Below are 21,352 nucleotides of genomic sequence, written 5' to 3' on the forward strand. Positions count from 1 at the left end.
AGTTTTCCTGATGAGACCGAGCCATGCATAACAACAATAAAGAGCTGACTTTAAGCGCCCCGCTCAGCGGCCCGGTGCTCACGCTCGCCAAAGTCCCGGATGCGGTGTTTGCCAGCGGCGCCATGGGCGACGGGATCGCCATCGACCCGTTGAACGATACCCTTCATGCGCCGTGCGCGGGCGTGGTGGTGCATGTCGCCCGCACCGGCCATGCGGTGACCCTGCGTGCCGACAACGGTGCGGAGCTGCTGCTGCACCTGGGCCTTGATACCGTCGAACTGCAAGGCCAGGGCTTTTCGATGCTGGTCAAGGAAGGCGCGCGCGTCTCCAATGGCCAGCCGCTGCTGCGCTACGACCTGGACAAGGTCGCGCAACAGTGCAAAAGCCTGGTCAGCCTGCTGATCCTCACCAACAGCCAGGACTTTCAGGCACGGCCCATCACCCTCAAGTCGGTAAAGGTCGGCGAGCCGCTGCTACACATCATTCGCCGCCAGGGCGTGGGCGCGCAGGCGGACGTGGAGCTTGCTGGCGAAGAAGTGGTCGGCCACATCCGCATCGCCCATCGTGGCGGTCTGCACGCACGGCCGGCCGCGTTGATCCGTCAGACCGCGCAAGGATTCAAAAGCAAATCGCAGCTGCATTTCGCCGGCAAGTCGGCCACCTGCGACAGCCTGATCGGCCTGATGGGGCTGGCCATCGGCGAACAGGCAGAAGTCCAGGTCAGTTGCCAGGGCCCGGACGCCGAAGCCGCGCTGCAAGCCTTGCTGACCGCGTTATCCACAGCCCTGGCCGAAGACAGCCATGCCGCCGCGCCGACCACGATTGCCCAACGCAATCGCCCCGCCGAAGCCGGTGTATTGCACGGCGTCTGTGCGGCGCCCGGCCTGGTCGGCGGGCCGCTGTTCCACCTGAATGCGATCAGCCTGCCGGTGGATGCCGGCCATCATGATCCCCAGCAACAGCAGCAAGTACTGGACGCGGCACTGAGCCAGGTGCGCAGCGAAATCGAACGCACGCTGGTCCTGGCGAAAAAACACAAGGACACCGCTGAAGAGGCGATCTTCGCCGCACACCTGGCGCTGCTGGAAGACCCGGCCCTGCTGGACGCCGCCATACAAACCGTCGCCCAGGGCACGGCCGCGACCCACGCCTGGAGCCAGGCCATCGACGTGCAGTGCGAAGTCCTCCAGCAAACCGGCAGCACGCTGCTGGCCGAACGCGCCAACGACCTGCGCGACCTCAAGCAACGGGTGCTGCGCGCATTGCTCGGCGACACCTGGCATTACGACGTGCCGGCCGGCGCCATCGTCGCGGCGCATGAACTGACGCCCTCCGATTTACTGCAACTGAGCCAGCAAGGCGTCGCCGGACTGTGCATGGCCGAAGGTGGCGCGACCTCCCACGTGGCGATTCTGGCCCGGGGCAAAGGCCTGCCGTGCATGGTGGCGCTGGGTTCGACGCTGCTCGACCAGCAACAGGGGCAACCGGTGGTGCTGGACGCCGACGGCGGCCGCCTCGAACTGACACCCAGTGCCGAGCGCCTGGCCGACGTGCGCCAGCTGCAACAGCAACAGCAACAACGCCGGGCCGAACAACAGGCCCAGGCGCACACCCCCGCACTGACCACCGATGGCCTGCGCATCGAAGTCGCCGCCAATGTGGCATCCAGCACGGAAGCGGCAGACGCGTTGGCCAATGGCGCCGACGGCGTCGGCTTGCTGCGCACCGAGTTTCTCTTCGTCGACCGCCACACCGCGCCGGACGAACAGGAACAACACCACGCCTATCAAGCGGTGCTTGATGCCATGGGCGATAAGTCAGTGATCATCCGCACCATCGACGTCGGCGGCGACAAGCAACTGGACTACCTGCCACTGCCCGCCGAGGCCAATCCGGTGCTCGGCCTGCGCGGCATTCGCCTGGCCCAGGCGCGCCCTGAACTGCTCGACCAGCAATTGCGCGCGCTGCTGCACCTGCGCCCGTTGTCACGCTGCCGGATCCTGCTGCCGATGGTCACGGAAGTCGATGAGCTGCTGCACATCCACCAGCGCCTCGACGCCTTGTGCGGTGAACTCGGCCTGGCGCAACGCCCGGAACTGGGTGTGATGATCGAAGTTCCGGCCGCCGCGCTGCTGGCCGAGCAACTGGCCGAACACGCGGACTTCCTGTCCATCGGCACCAACGACCTGTCGCAATACACCCTGGCCATGGACCGCGACCACGCCGGGCTCGCCGCTCGCGTCGATGCGCTACACCCGGCACTGCTGCGGCTGATCGCCCAGACCTGCGCCGGTGCGGCGCAGCACAACCGCTGGGTGGGCGTGTGCGGCGCACTGGCGTCCGATCCATTGGCCACGCCGGTGTTGATCGGCCTGGGGGTCAGTGAGTTGTCGGTGAGCCCGGTACAGGTCGGCGAAATCAAGGACCGCGTGCGTCATCTCGACGCCAGCGAATGCCGGCGCATCAGCCAGGGCCTGCTCAAGCTGAGCAGCGCCAGTGCCGTGCGTCACGCCTGTCACCAGCATTGGCCTCTGAGCTGAAGAACAACAAGAATCCACGGAGAACCGCCATGTACCAACTTTTCATCGAAGGCCTGCAACGCCTCGGCCGCGCGCTGATGCTGCCGATCGCGATCCTGCCGATTGCCGGCCTGCTGCTGCGCCTGGGCGATACCGACCTACTGAACATCGCGATCATCCACGACGCCGGCCAGGTGATCTTCGCCAACCTGGCGATGATCTTCGCCATCGGCATTGCGGTCGGCTTCGCCAGGGACAACAACGGTACGGCGGGTCTGGCCGGGGTGATCGGTTACCTGGTGATGATCTCCACCCTCAAGGCGCTCGACCCGAGCATCAACATGGGCATGCTCGCCGGGATCGTCAGCGGACTGATGGCCGGCGCGCTGTACAACCGCTTCAAGGACATCAAGCTGCCGGAATACCTGGCGTTCTTCGGTGGCCGACGGTTCGTGCCGATTGTCACCGGGTTCGCCGCCGTGGGGCTGGGTGTGGTGTTCGGCTACATCTGGCCGCCGATCCAGCACGGCATCAACAGCTTCGGCACACTGATGATGGAAAGCGGCAGCTTCGGCGCGTTCGTCTTCGGCCTGTTCAACCGCCTGCTGATCGTCACCGGCCTGCACCACATCCTCAACAACATGGCGTGGTTCGTGTTCGGCAACTTCACCGACCCCACCACCGGGGCGCTGGTGACTGGCGACCTGTCGCGCTACTTCGCCGGCGATCCGAAGGGTGGCCAGTTCATGACCGGCATGTTCCCGATGATGATCTTCGGCCTGCCCGCCGCCTGCCTGGCGATGTACCGCAACGCCCTGCCGGCACGGCGCAAGGTGATGGGCGGGATCTTCCTGTCGATGGCGTTGACCGCGTTCCTGACCGGCGTCACCGAGCCGATTGAATTCGCCTTCATGTTCCTCGCGCCGTTGCTGTTTGTGCTGCATGCATTGCTGACCGGCCTGTCGATGGCCATCACCAATGCGCTGAACATCCACCTGGGGTTCACCTTCTCCGGCGGCTTCATCGACATGATCCTGGGCTGGGGCAAGTCCACCAACGGCTGGCTGGTGTTCCCGGTGGGCCTGGCGTATGCCGTGATCTATTACGTGGTGTTTGACTTCTGTATCCGCCGCTTCGACCTGAAGACACCGGGCCGCGAAACCAGCGCTGACGTCGAGCAGGTTGCCGTCGCCGACAATGAACGCGCCGGGGCATACATCAAGGCCTTGGGTGGTGCCGAAAACCTGATCACCGTCGGCGCCTGCACCACGCGCTTGCGCCTGGACATGGTGGATCGCAACAAAGCCTCGGATACCGACTTGAAAGCACTCGGTGCCATGGCCGTGGTGCGTCCGGGCAAGGGCGGGAGTTTGCAAGTGGTGGTGGGGCCAATGGCCGACGCGATTGCCGATGAAATTCGCCTGGCGATGCCTGCGCTAGGTCGCGCCATGGTGTCGTCGCCGGCTGCAGAAATCGACGCGCCGCCACCTGCCGCCATGGCGACACCCGAGGCCCAGCAATGGCTCAATGCCCTGGGCGGCGGCGACAATGTGCTGCAACTCGATTGCGTGGCCATGACCCGCATCCGCCTGCAACTGGCCGATGGCAAGGCGTTGTCGGAGTTCGATTTGAAAGCGTTGGGTTGCCAGGGTGTAAGTCAGCTGGATGGCGGTATCTGGCATCTGCTGATTGGCGACAAGGCGCCGACCTTGAGTGATGCACTGGAGGTGTTGGTCAATCGCAGCGAGGTCAGTGCCAAGGTTTAGATCCTCGGTGCCTGATAGGCCGCCATCGCGAGCAAGCTCGCTCCCACATTGGATCTGCATACACCGAACCACTGTGGGAGCGAGCTTGCTCGCGATGAGGCCCTCACTGACACCACAATAGTTTGGGCAACAAAAAAACCGCTGAAATCTCTTTCAGCGGGTTTTTCATTTCAGCACCGGAGAATCAGAAATCCTCCAGCCGCCACACTTCATAAGCCGGTGTCTCATAGGGATGGCTCTGTTTCAGAGCTGCCACTACCGAGCGAATCAACTCATCGGCCACCACCAGCTCAACCTTCCATTCCTCGACCTGTTCGACCTGCCCTGCCTCGCCAATGAACGGCTGGCTGCCGTCCAGTGGACGAAACTGGCCAGTGCCCAACACTTGCCATGCACAGTGGTCATAAGCACCGATTCGCCCACCACCGGCGGCGAATACGGCGCTTTTGACCACCTCGACATGACTGTCGGGAACAAAAAAGCTGAGCTTGTACACGGTGCTTAGTTCACCCACACACGAGCGTTACGGAACATACGCATCAACGGAGCATCTTCGTTCCAGTCATCCGAACGCCACGAGTTCTGCACGGCGCGGAACACTCGTTCCGGGTGCGGCATCATGATGGTCACGCGACCGTCGCGGCTGGTCAAACCGGTGATCCCGCGCGGCGAGCCGTTCGGGTTGGCCGGGTAGCTTTCGGTGACCTTGCCGTGGTTGTCGACGAAACGCATCGCCACGCAACCCGACAGATCGGCTTCCAGCAGTGCTTCTTCGCTGGCGAACTCGGCATGGCCTTCACCGTGAGCAATGGCGATCGGCATGCGCGAACCGGCCATGCCTTGCAGGAAGATCGAGTTCGACTCCTGGATCTGCACCATGGCAACACGGGCTTCGAACTGCTCGGAGCGGTTGCGCACGAAGTGCGGCCAGAACTCGCTGCCCGGGATCAGCTCGTGCAGGTTGGACATCATCTGGCAACCGTTGCACACGCCGAGGGTGAAGCTGTCGTTGCGTTCGAAGAAGCCCTGGAACGCATCGCGGGCACGGCTGTTGAACAGCGCGGATTTCGCCCAGCCTTCACCGGCACCCAATACGTCGCCGTAAGAGAAACCGCCGCAAGCGACCATGCCCTTGAACTCGTTCAGGTCGACCCGGCCGGCCAGAATGTCGCTCATGTGCACGTCGATCGCGTTGAAACCGGCGCGGTCGAACGCGGCAGCCATTTCCACCTGACCGTTGACGCCCTGCTCACGCAGTACGGCAACCTGTGGGCGAATGCCTTTCTTGATGTAAGGCGCGGCGATGTCCTGGTTGATGTCGTAGCTCAGCTTGACGCTCAGGCCCGGGTTTTCTTCTTCCAGCAGCACGTCGAACTCTTGCTCGGCGCAGTCGGCGTTGTCACGCAGACGCTGGATCTGGTAGCTGGTCTCGGCCCACTGGCGTTGCAGCAGACGACGCTGGCCTTCGAACACAGTGTCGCCGTTGAAGGTGATGCCGATCTCGCCATTGTTGATTGGCTGACCGATCACCGACACGCAGTCACCCAGGCCGGCAGCGCTGAACTGCGCGAGGATGTCCGGGGTCGCGTCCTGGCGAACCTGGATCACGGCACCCAGTTCTTCGTTGAACAGGATGGCGGCGATGTCGGCAGAGGTTTCTGCCAGACCGTCGAGGTTCAGGCTCAGGCCACAGTGACCGGCGAACGCCATCTCGACAACGCTGGTCAGCAGACCACCGTCGGAGCGGTCGTGGTAAGCCAGCAGGTGGCCGTCGGCGTTGAGGCCCTGGATCACCGCGAAGAAGGCTTTGAGGTCTTCGGCGTCATCGACGTCCGGAGCCTGCTTGCCGAGCTTGCCGTGAACCTGCGCCAGGATCGAGGCGCCCATGCGGTTCTGGCCGCGGCCCAGGTCGATCAGGATCAGGTCGGTGGTGCCCTTGTCCATGCGCAGTTGCGGGGTCAGGGTCTGACGGATGTCAGTCACTGGCGCGAAACCGGTCACGATCAGGGACATCGGCGAAGTCACGGACTTGTCCACGCCTTCATCGTTCCAGCGTGTAGCCATGGACATCGAGTCCTTGCCCACAGGAATGGTGATGCCCAGTTCAGGGCACAACTCCATGCCGACCGCTTTCACGGTGTCGTACAGGCGTGCATCTTCACCCGGGTGACCGGCAGCCGACATCCAGTTCGCCGACAGTTTGATGTCGGAGATCTTGCCGATGCGCGAGGCCGCGATGTTGGTCAGGGTTTCGCCGATGGCCATGCGGCCCGACGCCGGAGCGTCCAGCAGTGCCAGCGGAGTACGCTCGCCCATGGCCATGGCTTCACCGGTGTAGACGTCGAAGCTGGTGGCGGTGACGGCAACGTCGGCCACCGGAACCTGCCACGGGCCGACCATCTGGTCACGGGCCACGAGGCCGGTGATGGTGCGGTCGCCGATGGTGATCAGGAAGCTTTTGCTCGCCACGGCCGGGTGATGCAGGACGCGCTCGACGCAGTCGGCGATGCTCAGGGTCGACGGATCGAAATCGTCGCCCAGTTCGTTCTCGCGAACCACCGAACGGTGCATGCGCGGGGCTTTGCCCAGCAGCACTTCCAGCGGCATGTCCACCGGGCTGTTGCCGAAGTGGCTGTCGGTCACAGTCAGTTGTGGCTCGGCAGTGGCTTCGCCGACGACGGCAAACGGGCAACGCTCACGCTCGCAGATCGCCTTGAAGCGTTCGAAATCTGCCGGGCCGACGGCCAGAACGTAACGTTCCTGGGATTCGTTGGACCAGATTTCGTGCGGGGCCATGCCCGGCTCGTCGTTTGGAATGTTGCGCAGTTCGAAACGGCCACCGCGGTCGCCGTCGTTGACCAGTTCCGGGAAGGCGTTGGACAGACCGCCCGCACCCACGTCGTGGATGAAGCTGATCGGGTTCTTGTCGCCCAGTTGCCAGCAACGGTCGATGACTTCCTGGCAGCGACGTTCCATTTCCGGGTTTTCGCGCTGTACGGAAGCGAAGTCCAGGTCTGCCGAGCTGGTGCCGGTGGCCATGGAGGAAGCGGCGCCGCCGCCCAGGCCGATCAGCATCGCCGGGCCGCCGAGCACGATCAGCTTGGAGCCGACGACGATCTCGCCTTTCTTGACGTGTTCTTCACGGATGTTGCCCATGCCGCCAGCCAGCATGATCGGTTTGTGGTAGCCGCGAACTTCGTCACCGTGCGGGGTGGTGATCGACTGTTCGAAGGTACGGAAGTAGCCGGTCAGTGCCGGACGACCGAATTCGTTGTTGAACGCAGCGCCGCCCAGCGGGCCTTCGATCATGATGTCCAGCGCGGTGACGATGCGCTCGGGCTTGCCGTACGGCACTTCCCACGGCTGTTCGAAGCCCGGGATCTGCAGGTTCGACACGGTGAAACCGGTCAGGCCAGCCTTCGGCTTGGCACCGCGACCGGTGGCGCCTTCGTCACGGATCTCGCCACCGGAACCGGTGGATGCGCCCGGGAACGGGGCAATCGCGGTCGGGTGGTTGTGGGTTTCAACCTTCATCAGGATGTGCACCGGCTCCTGCACCGCGCCGTACTGGCGGGTCTCAGGGTCCGGGAAGAAGCGACCGGCCACGGAGCCGACGATCACCGAAGCGTTGTCCTTATAAGCCGACAGAACGCCTTCGCTATGCATCACGTAGGTGTTCTTGATCATGCCGAACAGGCTTTTTTCCTGGCTCTCGCCGTCGATGTCCCAACTGGCGTTGAAGATCTTGTGACGGCAGTGCTCGGAGTTCGCCTGGGCGAACATCATCAGTTCGATGTCATGCGGGTTGCGCTTCAAGCCGACGAAGGCGTTGACCAGATAGTCGATCTCGTCTTCGGCCAGGGCCAGGCCCAGCTCGGTGTTGGCTTTTTCCAGCGCGGCGCGGCCGCCACCCAACACGTCGATGGCGGTCAGGGGCTTCGGTTCGGCGTGGCTGAACAGGCCGGCGGCCTGCTCGAGGTTACCCAGGACGATCTGGGTCATGCGGTCGTGCAGACCGTCGGCGATCAGCTGGGCTTCAGCGTCGCTGAACTGGCCGGCCACGTAGAACGCGATGCCGCGCTCCAGGCGCTGGATTTTCGCCAGGCCACAGTTACGGGCGATGTCGCTGGCCTTGCTCGACCACGGCGAGATGGTGCCGAAACGCGGCAGCACCAGAAACAGACGACCGGTCGGTTCCTGTACCGGAACGCTTGGACCGTACTTCAGAAGGCGCGCGAGCACCTGCTGTTCGTCGCCGGTCAGGACGCCGGTAACTTCGGCGAAGTGAGCGAATTCAGCATACAGGCCGCTGACAGCCGGAACCTTCTGGCTCAGTTGCTCAAGGAGCTTGCTGTGGCGAAAGGCAGAAAGGGCAGGAGCGCCGCGCAGGATCAACATCTTCGGGACAGCCTCGGGAAGGGGTGTGCTTTGAGGCCGTGCATTCTAGCCTAAACAGCCCGCGACATCACCCGAAACGCTACGCACGGTTGCACTCGGGCGTCGATCTGTGTTTCTGCCTCGAAAGTCAGGTTAACCGGGCGTGCAGCAACAGCTTATTTTTACTGTAACAAAATGCAGGCAAGGCCCATTCCTGCGGGGTTTCGGCCGGTTTTGTGATCGCTAGCAGACAAGCCCCTCACTGTCGAGATATGGCGCTCGTGGTCCTTTGCGTATACTGCGCAGATGTTTTTCCCAACGGCTTTGCGTCCGCGGTACGCCAAATGGCTGATCGCAACCGGACTCTTCCTGATGCTCGGTGGCTGTGTTGATAAACCCAACACGCTCGAGCGCGTAAAGGAGGATGGTGTGCTGCGGGTGGTTACCCGAAACAGCCCCGCCACCTACTTTCAGGATCGCAACGGTGAGACCGGCTTCGAATACGAGCTGGTGAAGCGCTTCGCCGACGATCTGGGGGTCGAGCTCAAGATCGAGACCGCCGACAACCTCGATGACCTGTTCAACCAGGTCGGCAAGCCCAATGGCCCGGTGCTGGCGGCTGCCGGTCTGGTCAGCAGCGAAGAGCGCAAGAAGCAGGTGCGCTTCTCCCACTCCTACCTGGAAGTCACCCCGCAGATCATCTACCGCAACGGCCAGTCCCGGCCGACCGATGCGAAGGATCTGGTGGGCAAGAAGATCATGGTGCTCAAGGGCAGCACCCACGCCGAACAACTGGCGCAGCTGAAACAGAAGTTTCCCGGCATCGAATACGAAGAGTCTGACGCGGTCGAGGTCGTCGATCTCCTGCGCATGGTGGATGAAGGTCAGATCGACCTGACCCTGGTCGACTCCAACGAAGTGGCGATGAACCAGGTGTACTTCACCAACATCCGGGTCGCCTTCGACCTCGGCGACGCCAGCAACCAGAGCTGGGCCGTCGCCCCGGGCGACGACAACAGCCTGCTCAACGAAATCAACGATTACCTCGACAAGGTCAAGAAGAACGGCACCCTGCAACGCCTCAAGGACCGCTACTACGGGCATGTCGACGTCCTCGGCTACATGGGCGCCACCACGTTTGCCCAACACTTGCAGCAACGCCTGCCCAAGTACGAACAGCACTTCAAGGCCTACGCCAAGAAGGAGAAAGTCGACTGGCGCCTGCTGGCGGCCATCGGGTACCAGGAGTCGTTGTGGCAACCGACGGTCACGTCCAAGACCGGCGTGCGCGGCCTGATGATGCTGACCCAGAACACCGCGCAGGCCATGGGCGTGTCCAACCGCCTGGACCCCAGGCAGAGCATCATGGGCGGCGCCAAGTACCTGGCCTACATGAAAGACCAGCTCGACGACTCGATTCAGGAGCCGGACCGGACCTGGTTTGCCCTGGCGGCCTACAACGTCGGCAGCGGCCACCTGGATGACGCACGCAAACTGGCGGCCAAGGAAGGGTTGAACCCGGACAAATGGCTGGACGTAAAGAAGATCCTGCCGCGCCTGTCGGAAAAGAAGTGGTACAGCAAAACCCGTTACGGCTACGCCCGTGGCGGCGAACCGGTGCATTTCGTGGCGAACATCCGTCGCTACTACGACATCCTGACCTGGGTCACGCAGCCGCAGCTTGAAGGCGACCAGGTCGCCGAAGGCAAACTGCTTGTTCCGGGGATCGACAAGAGCAAGCCATCGCAGGAACCTGCCCCGCTCTGACAGCCACCCAAAATCAAATGTGGGAGCGAGCTTGCTCGCGATGAGGCCCTGTCAGTCACATCAATTGTGTCTGTCAGACCGCTATCGCGAGCAAGCTCGCTCCCACAGGGTTTTGTGTTGGTTTTAAGCCTTGGCAGCCGCCGTCAGAATCAGCGCCTTCATCTCCGAAACAGCCGACTTGAAGCCAACGAACAGCGCATGGGCCACCAGCGCATGGCCGATGTTCAGTTCGTTGATGCCCTTGATCGCCGCCACGGCTTCGACGTTGTGATAGTGCAGGCCATGACCGGCATTGACGATCAGGCCCTGGGCCAGACCGAAGGCCACGCCATCGGCTACACGCTTGAGTTCTTCGGCGACTTCGGTCGGCGTCTCGGCATCGGCATAACGCCCGGTGTGCAACTCGATGGCTGGCGCGCCGACACGACGGGAGGCTTCGATCTGGCGCTCATCGGCGTCAATGAACAGCGACACTTCGGAGCCGATCTTCGACAGACGCTCGACCGCCGCCTTGATCCGCGCCTCCTGCCCCGCCACATCCAGGCCACCTTCGGTGGTCAGCTCCTGACGGGTTTCCGGCACCAGGCAAATGTGCGCCGGGCGGATGCGCTCGGCGAACAACATCATTTCCTCGGTGACACCCATTTCGAAGTTCATGCGGGTTTGCAGCACGTCCTTGAGCAGCAGAACGTCGCGCTCCTGAATGTGCCGACGGTCTTCGCGCAGGTGCACGGTGATGCCGTCGGCGCCCGCCTCTTCCGCGTCCAGTGCAGCCTTGACCGGGTCCGGGTAACGGGTGCCCCGGGCCTGACGCAGGGTGGCAACGTGGTCGATGTTCACGCCAAGAAGAATACGGGTGCTGGTGGTCACGGAAGCGCTCCAGAAGAAGAGAAAGTTCGGTGCACAGCATACGGTGTGATCAGGGCTTGCGAAACAGCTCGCGACTGACAAGTGGACGACCACCCAGGTGAACGGCCAACGCCTGGCGCATCAAGCGCTTGGCGGCAGACAGAGCGCCGGGGGCAGACCAGTCGGCTTCAGCCATGGCCAGCAATTCGGTGCCGTTGAACAGGCCCGGTTGCAGCAGGTAGACACGTTCAAGCCCGGCATCCACTTGCAAACGGTAGAGGCCGTCCGGCGCGATGGGTTGATCATGAATATCAGTCGTCAGGGAAAAACCGTAGCCGAGGTCATCGAGCAAGCGCCACTCGAAGGAGCGCAGCAAGGGCTCCAGAGCACGACCTTCAGCCAGCGCCAGCAAAGTCGCAGCGTAGTGATCGAATACGCCGGGATGAGGATCTTCGGCGGGCAACAGGCGAATCAGCAATTCATTGAGGTAAAGACCGCTGAACAGCGCCTCGCCATTGAGCCAGGTGGAGATGCCAGCACTCTCCATGCGCCCGACATTCTTCAGCTCGCCCTTGCCCCGGAACTCGACTTCCAATGGCACGAACGGCCGCGCCAGTGTCCCGGCCTTGCCCCGTGCACTGCGCAACACCGCCCGCAGCCGACCTTGCGGCGTGAGGAAGTCCACCAGCGCGCTGTTTTCACGGTAGGCGCGGGAGTGCAGGACATAGGCGGGTTGGGCGGGCGCTTGGGACATGGAAATCGCAGTTCTCGATGAAGGAGCGCAGTTTTACATACAACCTGAAACCAATGTGGGAGCGAGCTTGCTCGCGATGAGGGCCTGATATTCAACATTAATGTTGACTGACAGACCGTTATCGCGAGCAAGCTCGCTCCCACAGGGGATCATTGTTGATCCGGAAAACGTATTACAGGTCGCCGTAACCCAACGAACGCAATGCACGCTCGTCATCGGACCAGCCACCCTTAACCTTGACCCACAGGTTGAGCATGATCTTGGAGTCGAACAGCAGCTCCATGTCCTTGCGCGCTTCGGTGCCGATGCGCTTGATGCGCTCGCCCTTGTCGCCAATGATGATTTTCTTCTGGCCATCGCGCTCGACGAGGATCAAGGCATGAATGTGCAGGGTCTTGCCCTGCTGCTTGAACTCTTCGATTTCAACGGTGATCTGGTACGGCAGCTCGGCGCCCAACTGGCGCATGATTTTCTCGCGCACCAGCTCGGCGGCGAGGAAACGGCTGCTGCGGTCGGTGATCTGGTCTTCCGGGAAGAAGTGATCGTTTTCCGGCAGGTGCTCGGCAATCACGCGTTCCAGTGCGTCGAGGTTGTGCCCGTGCTGCGCGGAAATCGGGATGATCTGCGCGTTCGGCAGCTGTTCCTGCAACCAGGACAGGTGCGGCATCAGCTCGGCCTTGTCTTCGATGCGGTCGGTCTTGTTCAACGCCACGATCAGCGGGCCGGTCACGTACTGGACGCGCTCGAGAACCATCTGGTCTTCTTCGGTCCACTTGGTGCGGTCGACCACGAAGATCACCACGTCGACGTCTTTCAGCGCCGCCGAAGCGGTCTTGTTCATGTAGCGGTTCAGGGCCTTTTCGCCGCCCTTGTGCATACCAGGGGTGTCGACGTAGATCGCCTGCACATCGCCCTCGGTCTTGATACCGAGCATGTTGTGACGGGTGGTTTGCGGTTTGCGCGAGGTGATCGCCAGCTTCTGACCCAGGATGTGGTTCAGCAACGTGGACTTGCCCACGTTCGGACGGCCGACGATGGCAACATAGCCACAGCGAGTTGCGTTTGTATCAGTCATTGCCATTCTCCACACCCAGGGCAATCAGTGCTGCGGCGGCCGCTACCTGTTCGGCAATACGACGACTCACACCCTGACCTCGGCTTTTTTCATTCAGTAAGATGATTTCGCATTCGACGAAGAACGTCCGGCAATGCGGCTCACCCTGGATATCCACCACTTCGTAACGCGGCAGCTCACAACCACGGGACTGCAGGAACTCTTGCAGGCGGGTCTTTGGATCTTTGTTGGTGTCGACCAGCGTCAGGCCTTCGAACTCGCCGGCCAGCCAGGCGAGCACACGCTCGCGGGCCATTTCCATGCCAGCATCGAGGTAGATCGCACCGATCAGCGCTTCGAGGGCATCGGCCAGAATCGACTCGCGACGGAAACCGCCGCTTTTCAGCTCGCCCGAGCCCAGGCGCAGGTATTCGCCCAGATCGAAACCACGGGCCAGTACGGCCAGGGTCTCACCTTTGACCAGACGTGCGCGCAAACGCGACAACTGGCCTTCGCGAGCCAGCGGGAAGCGCTCGAACAACGCCTCGCCGGCGACGAAGTTGAGAATGGCGTCACCGAGGAATTCCAGGCGTTCGTTGTTACGCCCGGCAAAGCTGCGGTGAGTCAGGGCCAGGACCATCAGTTCCTGATCCTTGAAGGTGTAGCCGAGCTGACGCTCTAGACGGCTTAAGGAGACGCTCACGGTTTACCCACGCTGAGTTCGTGGCTGGATTCCACCGCCATCGCCGTAAGTTGGCGCAGGCTTGGGACAATTAAAGCTGTGTTCAAAAATAACGTCCTGAATATCATTGTTTTCATGCCTCTGGCGCCCATTGTGCCGGCTCCAGAAATGCATTCGGCGCTGTGTTCAACAGCGCCGTGTCTGATTACTTGATCAGGCCAACCCGCGAGAAATTCGGCAGGTGGCTGAGTTTGGGTTCCGGCCAGCTCATCCAGACCGCAAAGGCCTTGCCGACGATATTCTTGTCGGGAACCATGCCCAGCAGATCCTTGGGAATGTTCGGATCATCCCAGTAGCGACTGTCGTTCGAGTTGTCGCGGTTGTCGCCCATCATGAAGTAGTGCCCGGCCGGCACGGTCCACGAATGGTCCGGCATTGCGCGGTAGCGGCTCATTTCCTTGCGGATCATGTGCTCGGCCACACCGAGTTTTTCCTTGTAGAGCTCAGCGCTGCCCAGCGTGCCCGGCTCGGAGCCGACCAGTTGCTCGGCAATCGATTGACCGTTGACGAACAGGCGCTTGTCGGCGGTGTAGCGAACCGTGTCGCCCGGCAAACCAACCACACGCTTGATGTAGTTGACGTTCGGGTCGCTCGGGTAGCGGAACACCATCACATCGCCGCGCTGCGGATCACCGACTTCGATGACTTTCTTGTCGATCACCGGCAAGCGGATCCCGTAGGAAAACTTGCTCACCAGGATGAAGTCGCCGACATCCAGGGTTGGCTTCATCGAACCGGAAGGAATCTGGAACGGTTCCACCAGGAACGAACGCAGCACCAGCACGATGAACAACACCGGGAAGAACGACTTGCCGTATTCAACCAGCAGCGGCTCTTTGTTCAGCTTCTCGACCACGACCATGTCAGGCTGGCTGACGCTGCCCTGATAGGAAGCGATGGCGGCACGCCGACGCGGGGCCAGGATCAACAGATCGAGCAACGCCAACAGGCCGCAGACGAACACGGCAATGACCAGCAACAGCGGGAAATTTAGCGACATAGGACCTAACTATCCAACCTGAGCACTGCAAGGAAGGCTTCCTGTGGAATCTCCACGTTGCCGACCTGCTTCATGCGTTTCTTACCGGCCTTTTGCTTCTCCAGCAGTTTCTTCTTACGGCTGACGTCACCACCGTAGCATTTGGCCAATACGTTCTTTCTGAGCGCCTTGACGGTTGTCCGCGCCACAATCTGCCCGCCAATGGCGGCCTGGATTGCCACGTCGAACATCTGCCGCGGAATCAGTTCTTTCATCTTCTCGGTCAACTGGCGACCTTTGTAGTGCGAGTTGTCACGGTGCACGATCAGCGCCAGGGCGTCGACCTTGTCACCGTTGATCAGCACGTCCAGTTTCACCAGGCTAGCCGATTGATAACGATCGAAATGGTAGTCCAGCGAAGCATAGCCGCGGCTGGTGGATTTCAGGCGGTCGAAGAAGTCCAGCACCACTTCGTTCATCGGCAGGTCGTAGGTCACTTGTACCTGGGAGCCGAGGAACAGCATGTCAACCTGCACACCACGTTTTTCGATGCACAGGGTAATGACGTTGCCCAGGTGCTCTTGCGGCACAAGAATATTGGCCCGCACGATCGGCTCACGCATGTCTTCGATCGAGGACAGGTCCGGGAGCTTCGACGGGTTATCGACGTAGATCGTCTCGCCGGTCTTGAGCAGCAGCTCGAAGATCACCGTCGGCGCCGTGGTGATCAAGTCCAGGTTGTACTCGCGCTCCAGGCGCTCCTGGATGATTTCCATGTGCAGCATGCCGAGGAAGCCGCAACGGAAGCCGAAGCCCAGTGCGTCAGAGCTTTCCGGCGTGTATTGCAGCGACGAGTCGTTCAGGGTGAGCTTTTGCAGCGCTTCGCGGAAATCTTCGAAGTCGTCGGAGCTGACCGGGAACAGACCGGCGTAAACCTGCGGCTGAATACGCTTGAAGCCTGGCAGTACATCAACGTCCGGCGTCGAGCTCAAGGTCAGGGTATCGCCCACTGGCGCACCGTGAATGTCCTTGATGCTGGCGATGATGAAGCCCACTTCACCGGCCTTGAGGTCAGCGGTAGGGGTGTGCTTCGGGTTGAATACACCGACGCTGTCTACCAGGTGGATCTTGCCGGTGGACTTGACCAGGATCTTGTCGCCCTTCTTCACACGACCGTGGCGCACGCGCACCAGGGAAACAACACCCAGGTAGTTGTCGAACCAGGAGTCGATGATCAACGCTTGCAGCGGATCTTCGTAGTTGCCGGTCGGTGCAGGAATGGTGGCGACCAGGCGCTCGAGCACTTCGTCGACGCCCAGGCCGGTCTTGGCCGAGCACTCGACCGCATCGGTGGCATCGATGCCGATGATTTTTTCGATTTCTTCTTTAACGCGGTCCGGATCGGCCTGTGGCAGGTCGATCTTGTTCAGCACCGGCATCACTTCCAGGCCCTGCTCGATGGCCGTGTAGCAGTTGGCAACCGACTGTGCTTCAACGCCTTGACCGGCATCGACTACCAGCAGCGCGCCTTCACAGGCAGCCAGCGAACGGCTCACCTCATAGGTGAAGTCAACGTGGCCGGGGGTATCAATGAAGTTCAGCTGGTAGTTGATACCGTCGCGAGCCTTGTAATACAAGGTGACGCTGTGCGCCTTGATGGTGATCCCGCGTTCACGCTCAAGGTCCATGGAGTCCAGGACCTGGGCTTCCATTTCGCGCTCGGCGAGGCCGCCACACATCTGGATGAAGCGATCGGCCAGCGTCGACTTGCCATGGTCAATGTGGGCGATGATGGAGAAATTGCGGATATGACTCAAATCACTCACGGATCAACACTCAAAAAGGCTGCAGGCATAGCCCGCCGAAAAATAGCCGGGAATTGTACCTGATCCACGACGCAAGCGTCACGTTCGCAGGTCAGACGGTGCCTACAAAAACGCCCCGGTCTTGCGACAAGGGCGTTTTTTAACGTCAAAGCGGTCGGAAAATGCCCGCCATCAGCCAGCTCGACGCAACAGCCAGAGCCCCGCCACGGCACAAACGCCCGCCGGCACCAGCACCGAAAGCAACGGCGGGAAGCCGAACACCTGGCTCGAAGGCCCCAGCAGATCCTGAACGATGCGGAAGGTGAAGCCCACCAGCACGCCGGTGAACACCCGTTGACCCAGGGTCACCGAGCGCAGCGGACCAAAGATGAAGGAAATCGCCATCAACACCAGAGCGGCAGTCACCAGCGGCTGCAACACCTTGACCCAAAATGCCAGCCAGTAGCGGCCATTGTTCAGCCCCTGGTCCGCCAGATAATGGATGTAACTCCACAGGCCACTGATCGACAGCGACTCGGGCACCATGATCACGGTGTTCAGCAACTGCGGACTCAACGCAACGTCCCAGCGCTCTTGCGGGGTCGAAACCACTTCGGTGCTCCGCTCGTGGAACAGCGTGGTCGTGACATCCGACAACTGCCAGTGATCGTTTTCGAAGTTGGCACGCTTGGCGAAACTCGCCGACAGCATGTGCCGCTCTTTGTCGAAGCGATAACGGGTCACGCCATACAGGATGCCGTTGGGTTGTACCGAGTTGACGTGAATGAACTCATCGCCCTGGCGGTGCCACAAGCCGTGCCTGGCGCTTTGTGCATCACCGCTGCCCTGGGCCAGCGAGCGATTGGCCTGCGCGGCGGTTTCAGCGGGCGGAGCGACGTACTCGCCGACCAGCACGCCGGCCAGCATCAATACCAGCATCGGCTTCATGACCGCCCAGACGATCCGGCCGATCGACACGCCGGCGGCGCGCATGATGGTCAACTCACTGTTGCTGGCCAGGCTGCCCAGACCGATCAGGCAGCCGATCAGCGCAGCCATCGGCAGCATTTCGTACATCCGGCGCGGAGCGGTCAACAACACATAACTCAGCACATCGACCAGGGTGTAGGTATCGCTGATTTCCCCCATCTCGTCGATGAAGGCAAACAGTGTCGCCAGACCAAGAATGATCCCGAGCACCGCCAGGATCGCCATGAACACACTGCTACCAATGTAGCGATCAAGCTTAACCACGGGCCACCTCCAGCGCGCTGCGGCGACTCGCCCTCTTCAAGCTCAAGGGTTCCCAGTAGAGCAAGCCCAGGCCGATGGACAGGAAAATCCCGTGCACCCACCACAAGCCAAACACCGCAGGGATCTTGCCCTTGTCGAGGGCACCGCGGGCGGCAATCAGAATGCTCAGGTAAGCCATATAAAGAAGAATCGCCGGCAGTAACTTGAGGAATCGGCCCTGACGCGGGTTGACCCGTGACAGCGGCACCGCCATCAAGGTCACGATGAACACCAGCAACGGCAGAGACATGCGCCATTGCAGCTCGGCGCGCATGCGAATGTCGTCACTGCCGATCAATGTACGGGTCGGCATTGCGTCACGGTCGGTGACTTCGTCACTGACTTCCGGTTTTGGCAGCAACACACCGTACTCGTCATACTTGATCGCCCGGTAGTCGGCCTGCCCCGGACTACCGTCATAGCGATAGCCGTTATCAAGAATCAGGTAGCGGTTGCCGTCCGGACGAATTTCCTGGCGCCCCTTTTCCGCCACCAGCACAGAAATCCCGCGATCCTTGTTATTGGAACTGATGTTTTTTTGCGAGATGAACACACCACCCAGATTGACGCGGTCATCGGACATGCTCTCGGTGTAGGTGACCCGGGTGCCGTCACGCAAAGCCTGGAAACGCCCTGGCTCCAGGGTATCGAATTCGGTCAGGGCATCCTGCTTGTTCAGCAGCAACTGAAACTGATTGGCCCCCTGTGGCGCCAGGCTCAGGCTCAGCCACGCCACGACGAGCGCAACCAGGGTGGCCGGGAACAGCGTCATGCAAAACAGCCGCTGCTGGCTCATGCCCGTGGCCGAGAGCACGGTCATTTCGCTTTCGAGGTACAGGCGACCGTAGGACAACAGGATCCCGAGAAACAGCCCCAGCGGCAGGATCAGCTGGAGGAAGCCCGGCAGGCGATAGCCCATGATCAGGAACAACGACCCCGGATCCAGCAGGCCCGAAGCCGCCTGGGCGAGGTATTTGATGAAGCGACCGCTCATGATGATGACCAGCAGCACGGCACTGACGGCGCTCAAGGTCAACAGGACTTCGCGGGATAGATAACGGAAGACGATCAAACCAGACACTCCAGAGTTGTCAGGCTAAGGCGGCCGAACAAGCAAACGTATCGGACAGCCCGCAAGGCAGAGCCGCCGAAAAAAGATGGCGCATTATCCTGTGATTGGATGCGCCTGTCACTGCGCAATGCATCCCCCCTTGTAGGAGCGAGCCTGCTCGCGATGGTCGTCAACGATAACGCGGGGAGCCTGACACCCTGCGTCAATCTTGGGTTCTTCGCGAGCAGGCTCGCTCCTACATTCGTGCGGTCGAGGGTTGTCAGCCGCCGGTAGCGAGGTTCAAACTGCGGCCTTTGTCGCCGGTCGATCCTGGCGCCTTTCTGTTTATAAGCAATCGACGCACATAAGGTGTCGGGCGCATGCGTGATAACCATCAATTCAGGGACCCGGACATGGAACTGGTTGTAAAAAGCGTCAACCCCGAAACGTTGAAGACCGCCACTCTCGTGGTCTCCGTTGGCGAAGGCCGCAAGCTCGGCGGTGTTGCCAAACAACTCGACGAACTGAGCGGCGGCGCGATCAGCACTGTGCTCAAGCGCGGCGACCTGACCGGCAAGGTCGGCCAAAGCCTGCTGCTGCACAGCCTGCCGAACCTCAAGGCCGAGCGTGTGCTGCTGGTGGGCGTTGGCAAGGACGACGAACTGGGTGACCGCCCGTTCCGCAAGATCATCGCCGGCATCCTCAACACCCTCAAAAGCCTGGGCGGCAGCGACGCGGTGCTGGCCCTGGATGAAGTGGTCGTCAAAGGCCGCGACAGTTATGGCAAGACCCGCCTGCTGGCCGAAACCCTGGTGGACGGCGAGTACAGCTTCGACCAGTTCAAGAGCCAGAAGGCCGAACCCCGCGCGCTGAAGAAAATCACCCTGCTGACCATCAAGGCCGCCCAGGCTGAAGTGCAACGCGCCGTGACCCACGCCACCGCCATCGCCAACGGCATGGCCTTCACCCGCAACCTGGGTAACCTGCCGCCGAACATCTGTCACCCGACCTTCCTCGGTGAGCAGGCCAAAGACCTGGGCAAAGAATTCAAGGACCTGAAAGTCGAAGTCCTCGACGAGAAGAAGATCAAGGCCCTGGGCATGGGCTCGTTCTACGCCGTCGGCCAGGGCAGCGCCCAGCCTCCGCGCCTGATCGTCATGCAATACAACGGTGGCAAGAAATCCGAGAAGCCGTACGCGCTGGTCGGCAAAGGCATCACCTTCGACACCGGCGGCATCAGCCTCAAGCCGGGTGCCGGCATGGATGAAATGAAGTACGACATGGGCGGCGCCGCCAGCGTGTTCGGTACCCTGCGTGCCGTGCTCGAGCTGAAGCTGCCGATCAACCTGGTGTGCATCCTGGCCTGCGCCGAAAACATGCCGAGCGGCAACGCTTCGCGCCCGGGGGACATCGTCACCACCATGAGCGGTCAGACCGTGGAAATCCTCAACACCGACGCCGAAGGCCGTCTGGTGCTGTGCGACGCCCTGACCTACTCCGAGCGCTTCAAGCCGCAAGCGGTCATCGACATCGCGACCCTGACCGGCGCCTGCGTGGTTGCCCTGGGTTCCCACACCTCGGGCCTGCTGGGCAACAATGACGAACTGATCGGCCAACTGCTGAGCGCCGGCAAGGCTGCCGACGACCGCGCCTGGCAACTGCCGCTGTTCGATGAGTACCAGGAACAGCTGGACAGCCCGTTCGCCGACATCGCCAACATTGGCGGCCCGAAAGCCGGCACCATCACTGCGGCCTGCTTCCTGTCGCGCTTCACCAAGAACCTGAACTGGGCGCACCTGGACATCGCCGGCACGGCCTGGACCAGCGGCGGCAAGGACAAGGGCGCCACTGGCCGTCCGGTTCCCCTGCTGACCCAATACCTGCTGGACCGCGCCAAAGCCTGAAACCGTTGATGGGCGGCGGCGTCACTTTTCGGTGGCGCCGCTTGCCGCTCTGGAACCGCAATGACCAAAGTCGACTTCTATATCCTGCCCAGCGCCGATCCTTCGGCACGCCTGGACTTTGCCTGCAAGCTCACCGAGAAAGCCTGGCGCATGGGCCACCGCATCTACCTGCATTGCAGCGACGCGGCCCAGCGTGACGATCTCGATGCGCGGCTGTGGACGTTCAAGGGCGAAAGCTTCGTGCCCCACGGCCCCGCCGACAGCGAGCCTGAGGGTTTGATTGTCCTGGGGTTGGGCGATGACTGCGGTCAACATCAGGATTTGCTGGTCAATCTCGACCTGAAAGTCCCGGCCTTCGCCAACAGGTTCGCCCGGGTGGCGGAAGTGGTGGTGGAGGATCCGACGATCAGAGCGGCCGCGCGGGAGAGTTTCCGTTTCTACCGCGAACAGGGCTATCCTCTGCAAGATCACCGTTTACAGCGACTCTGAGCC

At 61.6% G+C, this 21,352-nt stretch carries 15 protein-coding genes; 5 read left to right on the top strand and 10 right to left on the bottom strand.

Annotated features, from left to right (window positions below; genetic code table 11):
• Positions 1-23 precede the first annotated feature (23 nt).
• Positions 24-2,540 carry a phosphoenolpyruvate--protein phosphotransferase gene (ptsP, locus tag J4D25_RS09830; protein ID WP_057716276.1) on the top strand — a complete coding sequence of 839 codons (2,517 nt, stop codon included), beginning with the start codon at positions 24-26 and terminating at the stop codon, positions 2,538-2,540.
• 29 nt (positions 2,541-2,569) lie between these two features.
• Positions 2,570-4,285 carry an N-acetylglucosamine-specific PTS transporter subunit IIBC gene (nagE, locus tag J4D25_RS09835; protein ID WP_057716277.1) on the top strand — a complete coding sequence of 572 codons (1,716 nt, stop codon included), beginning with the start codon at positions 2,570-2,572 and terminating at the stop codon, positions 4,283-4,285.
• Positions 4,286-4,469: 184 nt separating this feature from the next.
• On the opposite strand, the gene J4D25_RS09840 is transcribed toward nagE, so the two are convergent.
• The gene (locus tag J4D25_RS09840) at positions 4,470-4,781 is read right to left on the bottom strand and encodes a YqfO family protein (protein ID WP_057716278.1); all 312 of its coding nucleotides are present in this window, start codon (positions 4,779-4,781) and stop codon (positions 4,470-4,472) included.
• Between the two features lie 5 nt (positions 4,782-4,786).
• Positions 4,787-8,683, bottom strand: coding sequence for a phosphoribosylformylglycinamidine synthase (purL, locus tag J4D25_RS09845; protein WP_057716279.1), 3,897 nt, complete (start codon positions 8,681-8,683; stop codon positions 4,787-4,789).
• 285 nt (positions 8,684-8,968) lie between these two features.
• Here purL and mltF point away from each other — a divergent pair, with 285 nt between their 5' ends.
• Complete coding sequence (mltF, locus tag J4D25_RS09850) at positions 8,969-10,429, top strand: membrane-bound lytic murein transglycosylase MltF (RefSeq protein WP_079246808.1); 1,461 nt, start codon at positions 8,969-8,971, stop codon at positions 10,427-10,429.
• Positions 10,430-10,552: 123 nt separating this feature from the next.
• On the opposite strand, the gene pdxJ is transcribed toward mltF, so the two are convergent.
• The 8 genes from pdxJ to lptF all read right to left on the bottom strand — a co-directional run bounded on the left by pdxJ (position 10,553) and on the right by lptF (position 18,977).
• Entirely contained in the window at positions 10,553-11,299 is a 747-nt protein-coding gene (gene pdxJ / locus J4D25_RS09855; protein ID WP_057716280.1) for a pyridoxine 5'-phosphate synthase, read from the bottom strand.
• 49 nt (positions 11,300-11,348) lie between these two features.
• On the bottom strand, positions 11,349-12,032 hold the full coding sequence (gene recO / locus J4D25_RS09860; RefSeq protein WP_057716281.1) for a DNA repair protein RecO: 684 nt from the start codon (positions 12,030-12,032) through the stop codon (positions 11,349-11,351).
• Positions 12,033-12,204: 172 nt separating this feature from the next.
• Positions 12,205-13,107, bottom strand: a complete 903-nt coding sequence (gene era / locus J4D25_RS09865; protein ID WP_057716282.1) for a GTPase Era — start codon at positions 13,105-13,107, stop codon at positions 12,205-12,207.
• Positions 13,100-13,789, bottom strand: a complete 690-nt coding sequence (rnc, locus tag J4D25_RS09870) for a ribonuclease III (RefSeq protein ID WP_008053221.1) — start codon at positions 13,787-13,789, stop codon at positions 13,100-13,102. The genes era and rnc overlap by 8 nt, the downstream gene beginning before the upstream one ends.
• A gap of 184 nt (positions 13,790-13,973) precedes the next feature.
• Positions 13,974-14,828, bottom strand: a complete 855-nt coding sequence (gene lepB, locus J4D25_RS09875; RefSeq protein ID WP_057716283.1) for a signal peptidase I — start codon at positions 14,826-14,828, stop codon at positions 13,974-13,976.
• Positions 14,829-14,833: 5 nt separating this feature from the next.
• Complete coding sequence (gene lepA / locus J4D25_RS09880; protein WP_008053223.1) at positions 14,834-16,633, bottom strand: translation elongation factor 4; 1,800 nt, start codon at positions 16,631-16,633, stop codon at positions 14,834-14,836.
• Between the two features lie 171 nt (positions 16,634-16,804).
• Positions 16,805-17,866 carry an LPS export ABC transporter permease LptG gene (lptG, locus tag J4D25_RS09885; protein WP_057716284.1) on the bottom strand — a complete coding sequence of 354 codons (1,062 nt, stop codon included), beginning with the start codon at positions 17,864-17,866 and terminating at the stop codon, positions 16,805-16,807.
• Positions 17,859-18,977, bottom strand: coding sequence for an LPS export ABC transporter permease LptF (gene lptF, locus J4D25_RS09890; RefSeq protein WP_057716285.1), 1,119 nt, complete (start codon positions 18,975-18,977; stop codon positions 17,859-17,861). Before lptF ends, lptG begins: the two co-directional genes overlap by 8 nt.
• Before the next feature lie 392 nt (positions 18,978-19,369).
• Here lptF and J4D25_RS09895 point away from each other — a divergent pair, with 392 nt between their 5' ends.
• Complete coding sequence (locus tag J4D25_RS09895) at positions 19,370-20,860, top strand: leucyl aminopeptidase (RefSeq protein ID WP_057716668.1); 1,491 nt, start codon at positions 19,370-19,372, stop codon at positions 20,858-20,860.
• Positions 20,861-20,920: 60 nt separating this feature from the next.
• Positions 20,921-21,349 carry a DNA polymerase III subunit chi gene (locus tag J4D25_RS09900; RefSeq protein ID WP_057716286.1) on the top strand — a complete coding sequence of 143 codons (429 nt, stop codon included), beginning with the start codon at positions 20,921-20,923 and terminating at the stop codon, positions 21,347-21,349.
• Positions 21,350-21,352 lie beyond the last annotated feature (3 nt).

Source organism: Pseudomonas sp. GW456-L13 (assembly GCF_017350115.1).
Taxonomy (GTDB): Bacteria; Pseudomonadota; Gammaproteobacteria; order Pseudomonadales; family Pseudomonadaceae; genus Aquipseudomonas; species Aquipseudomonas jessenii.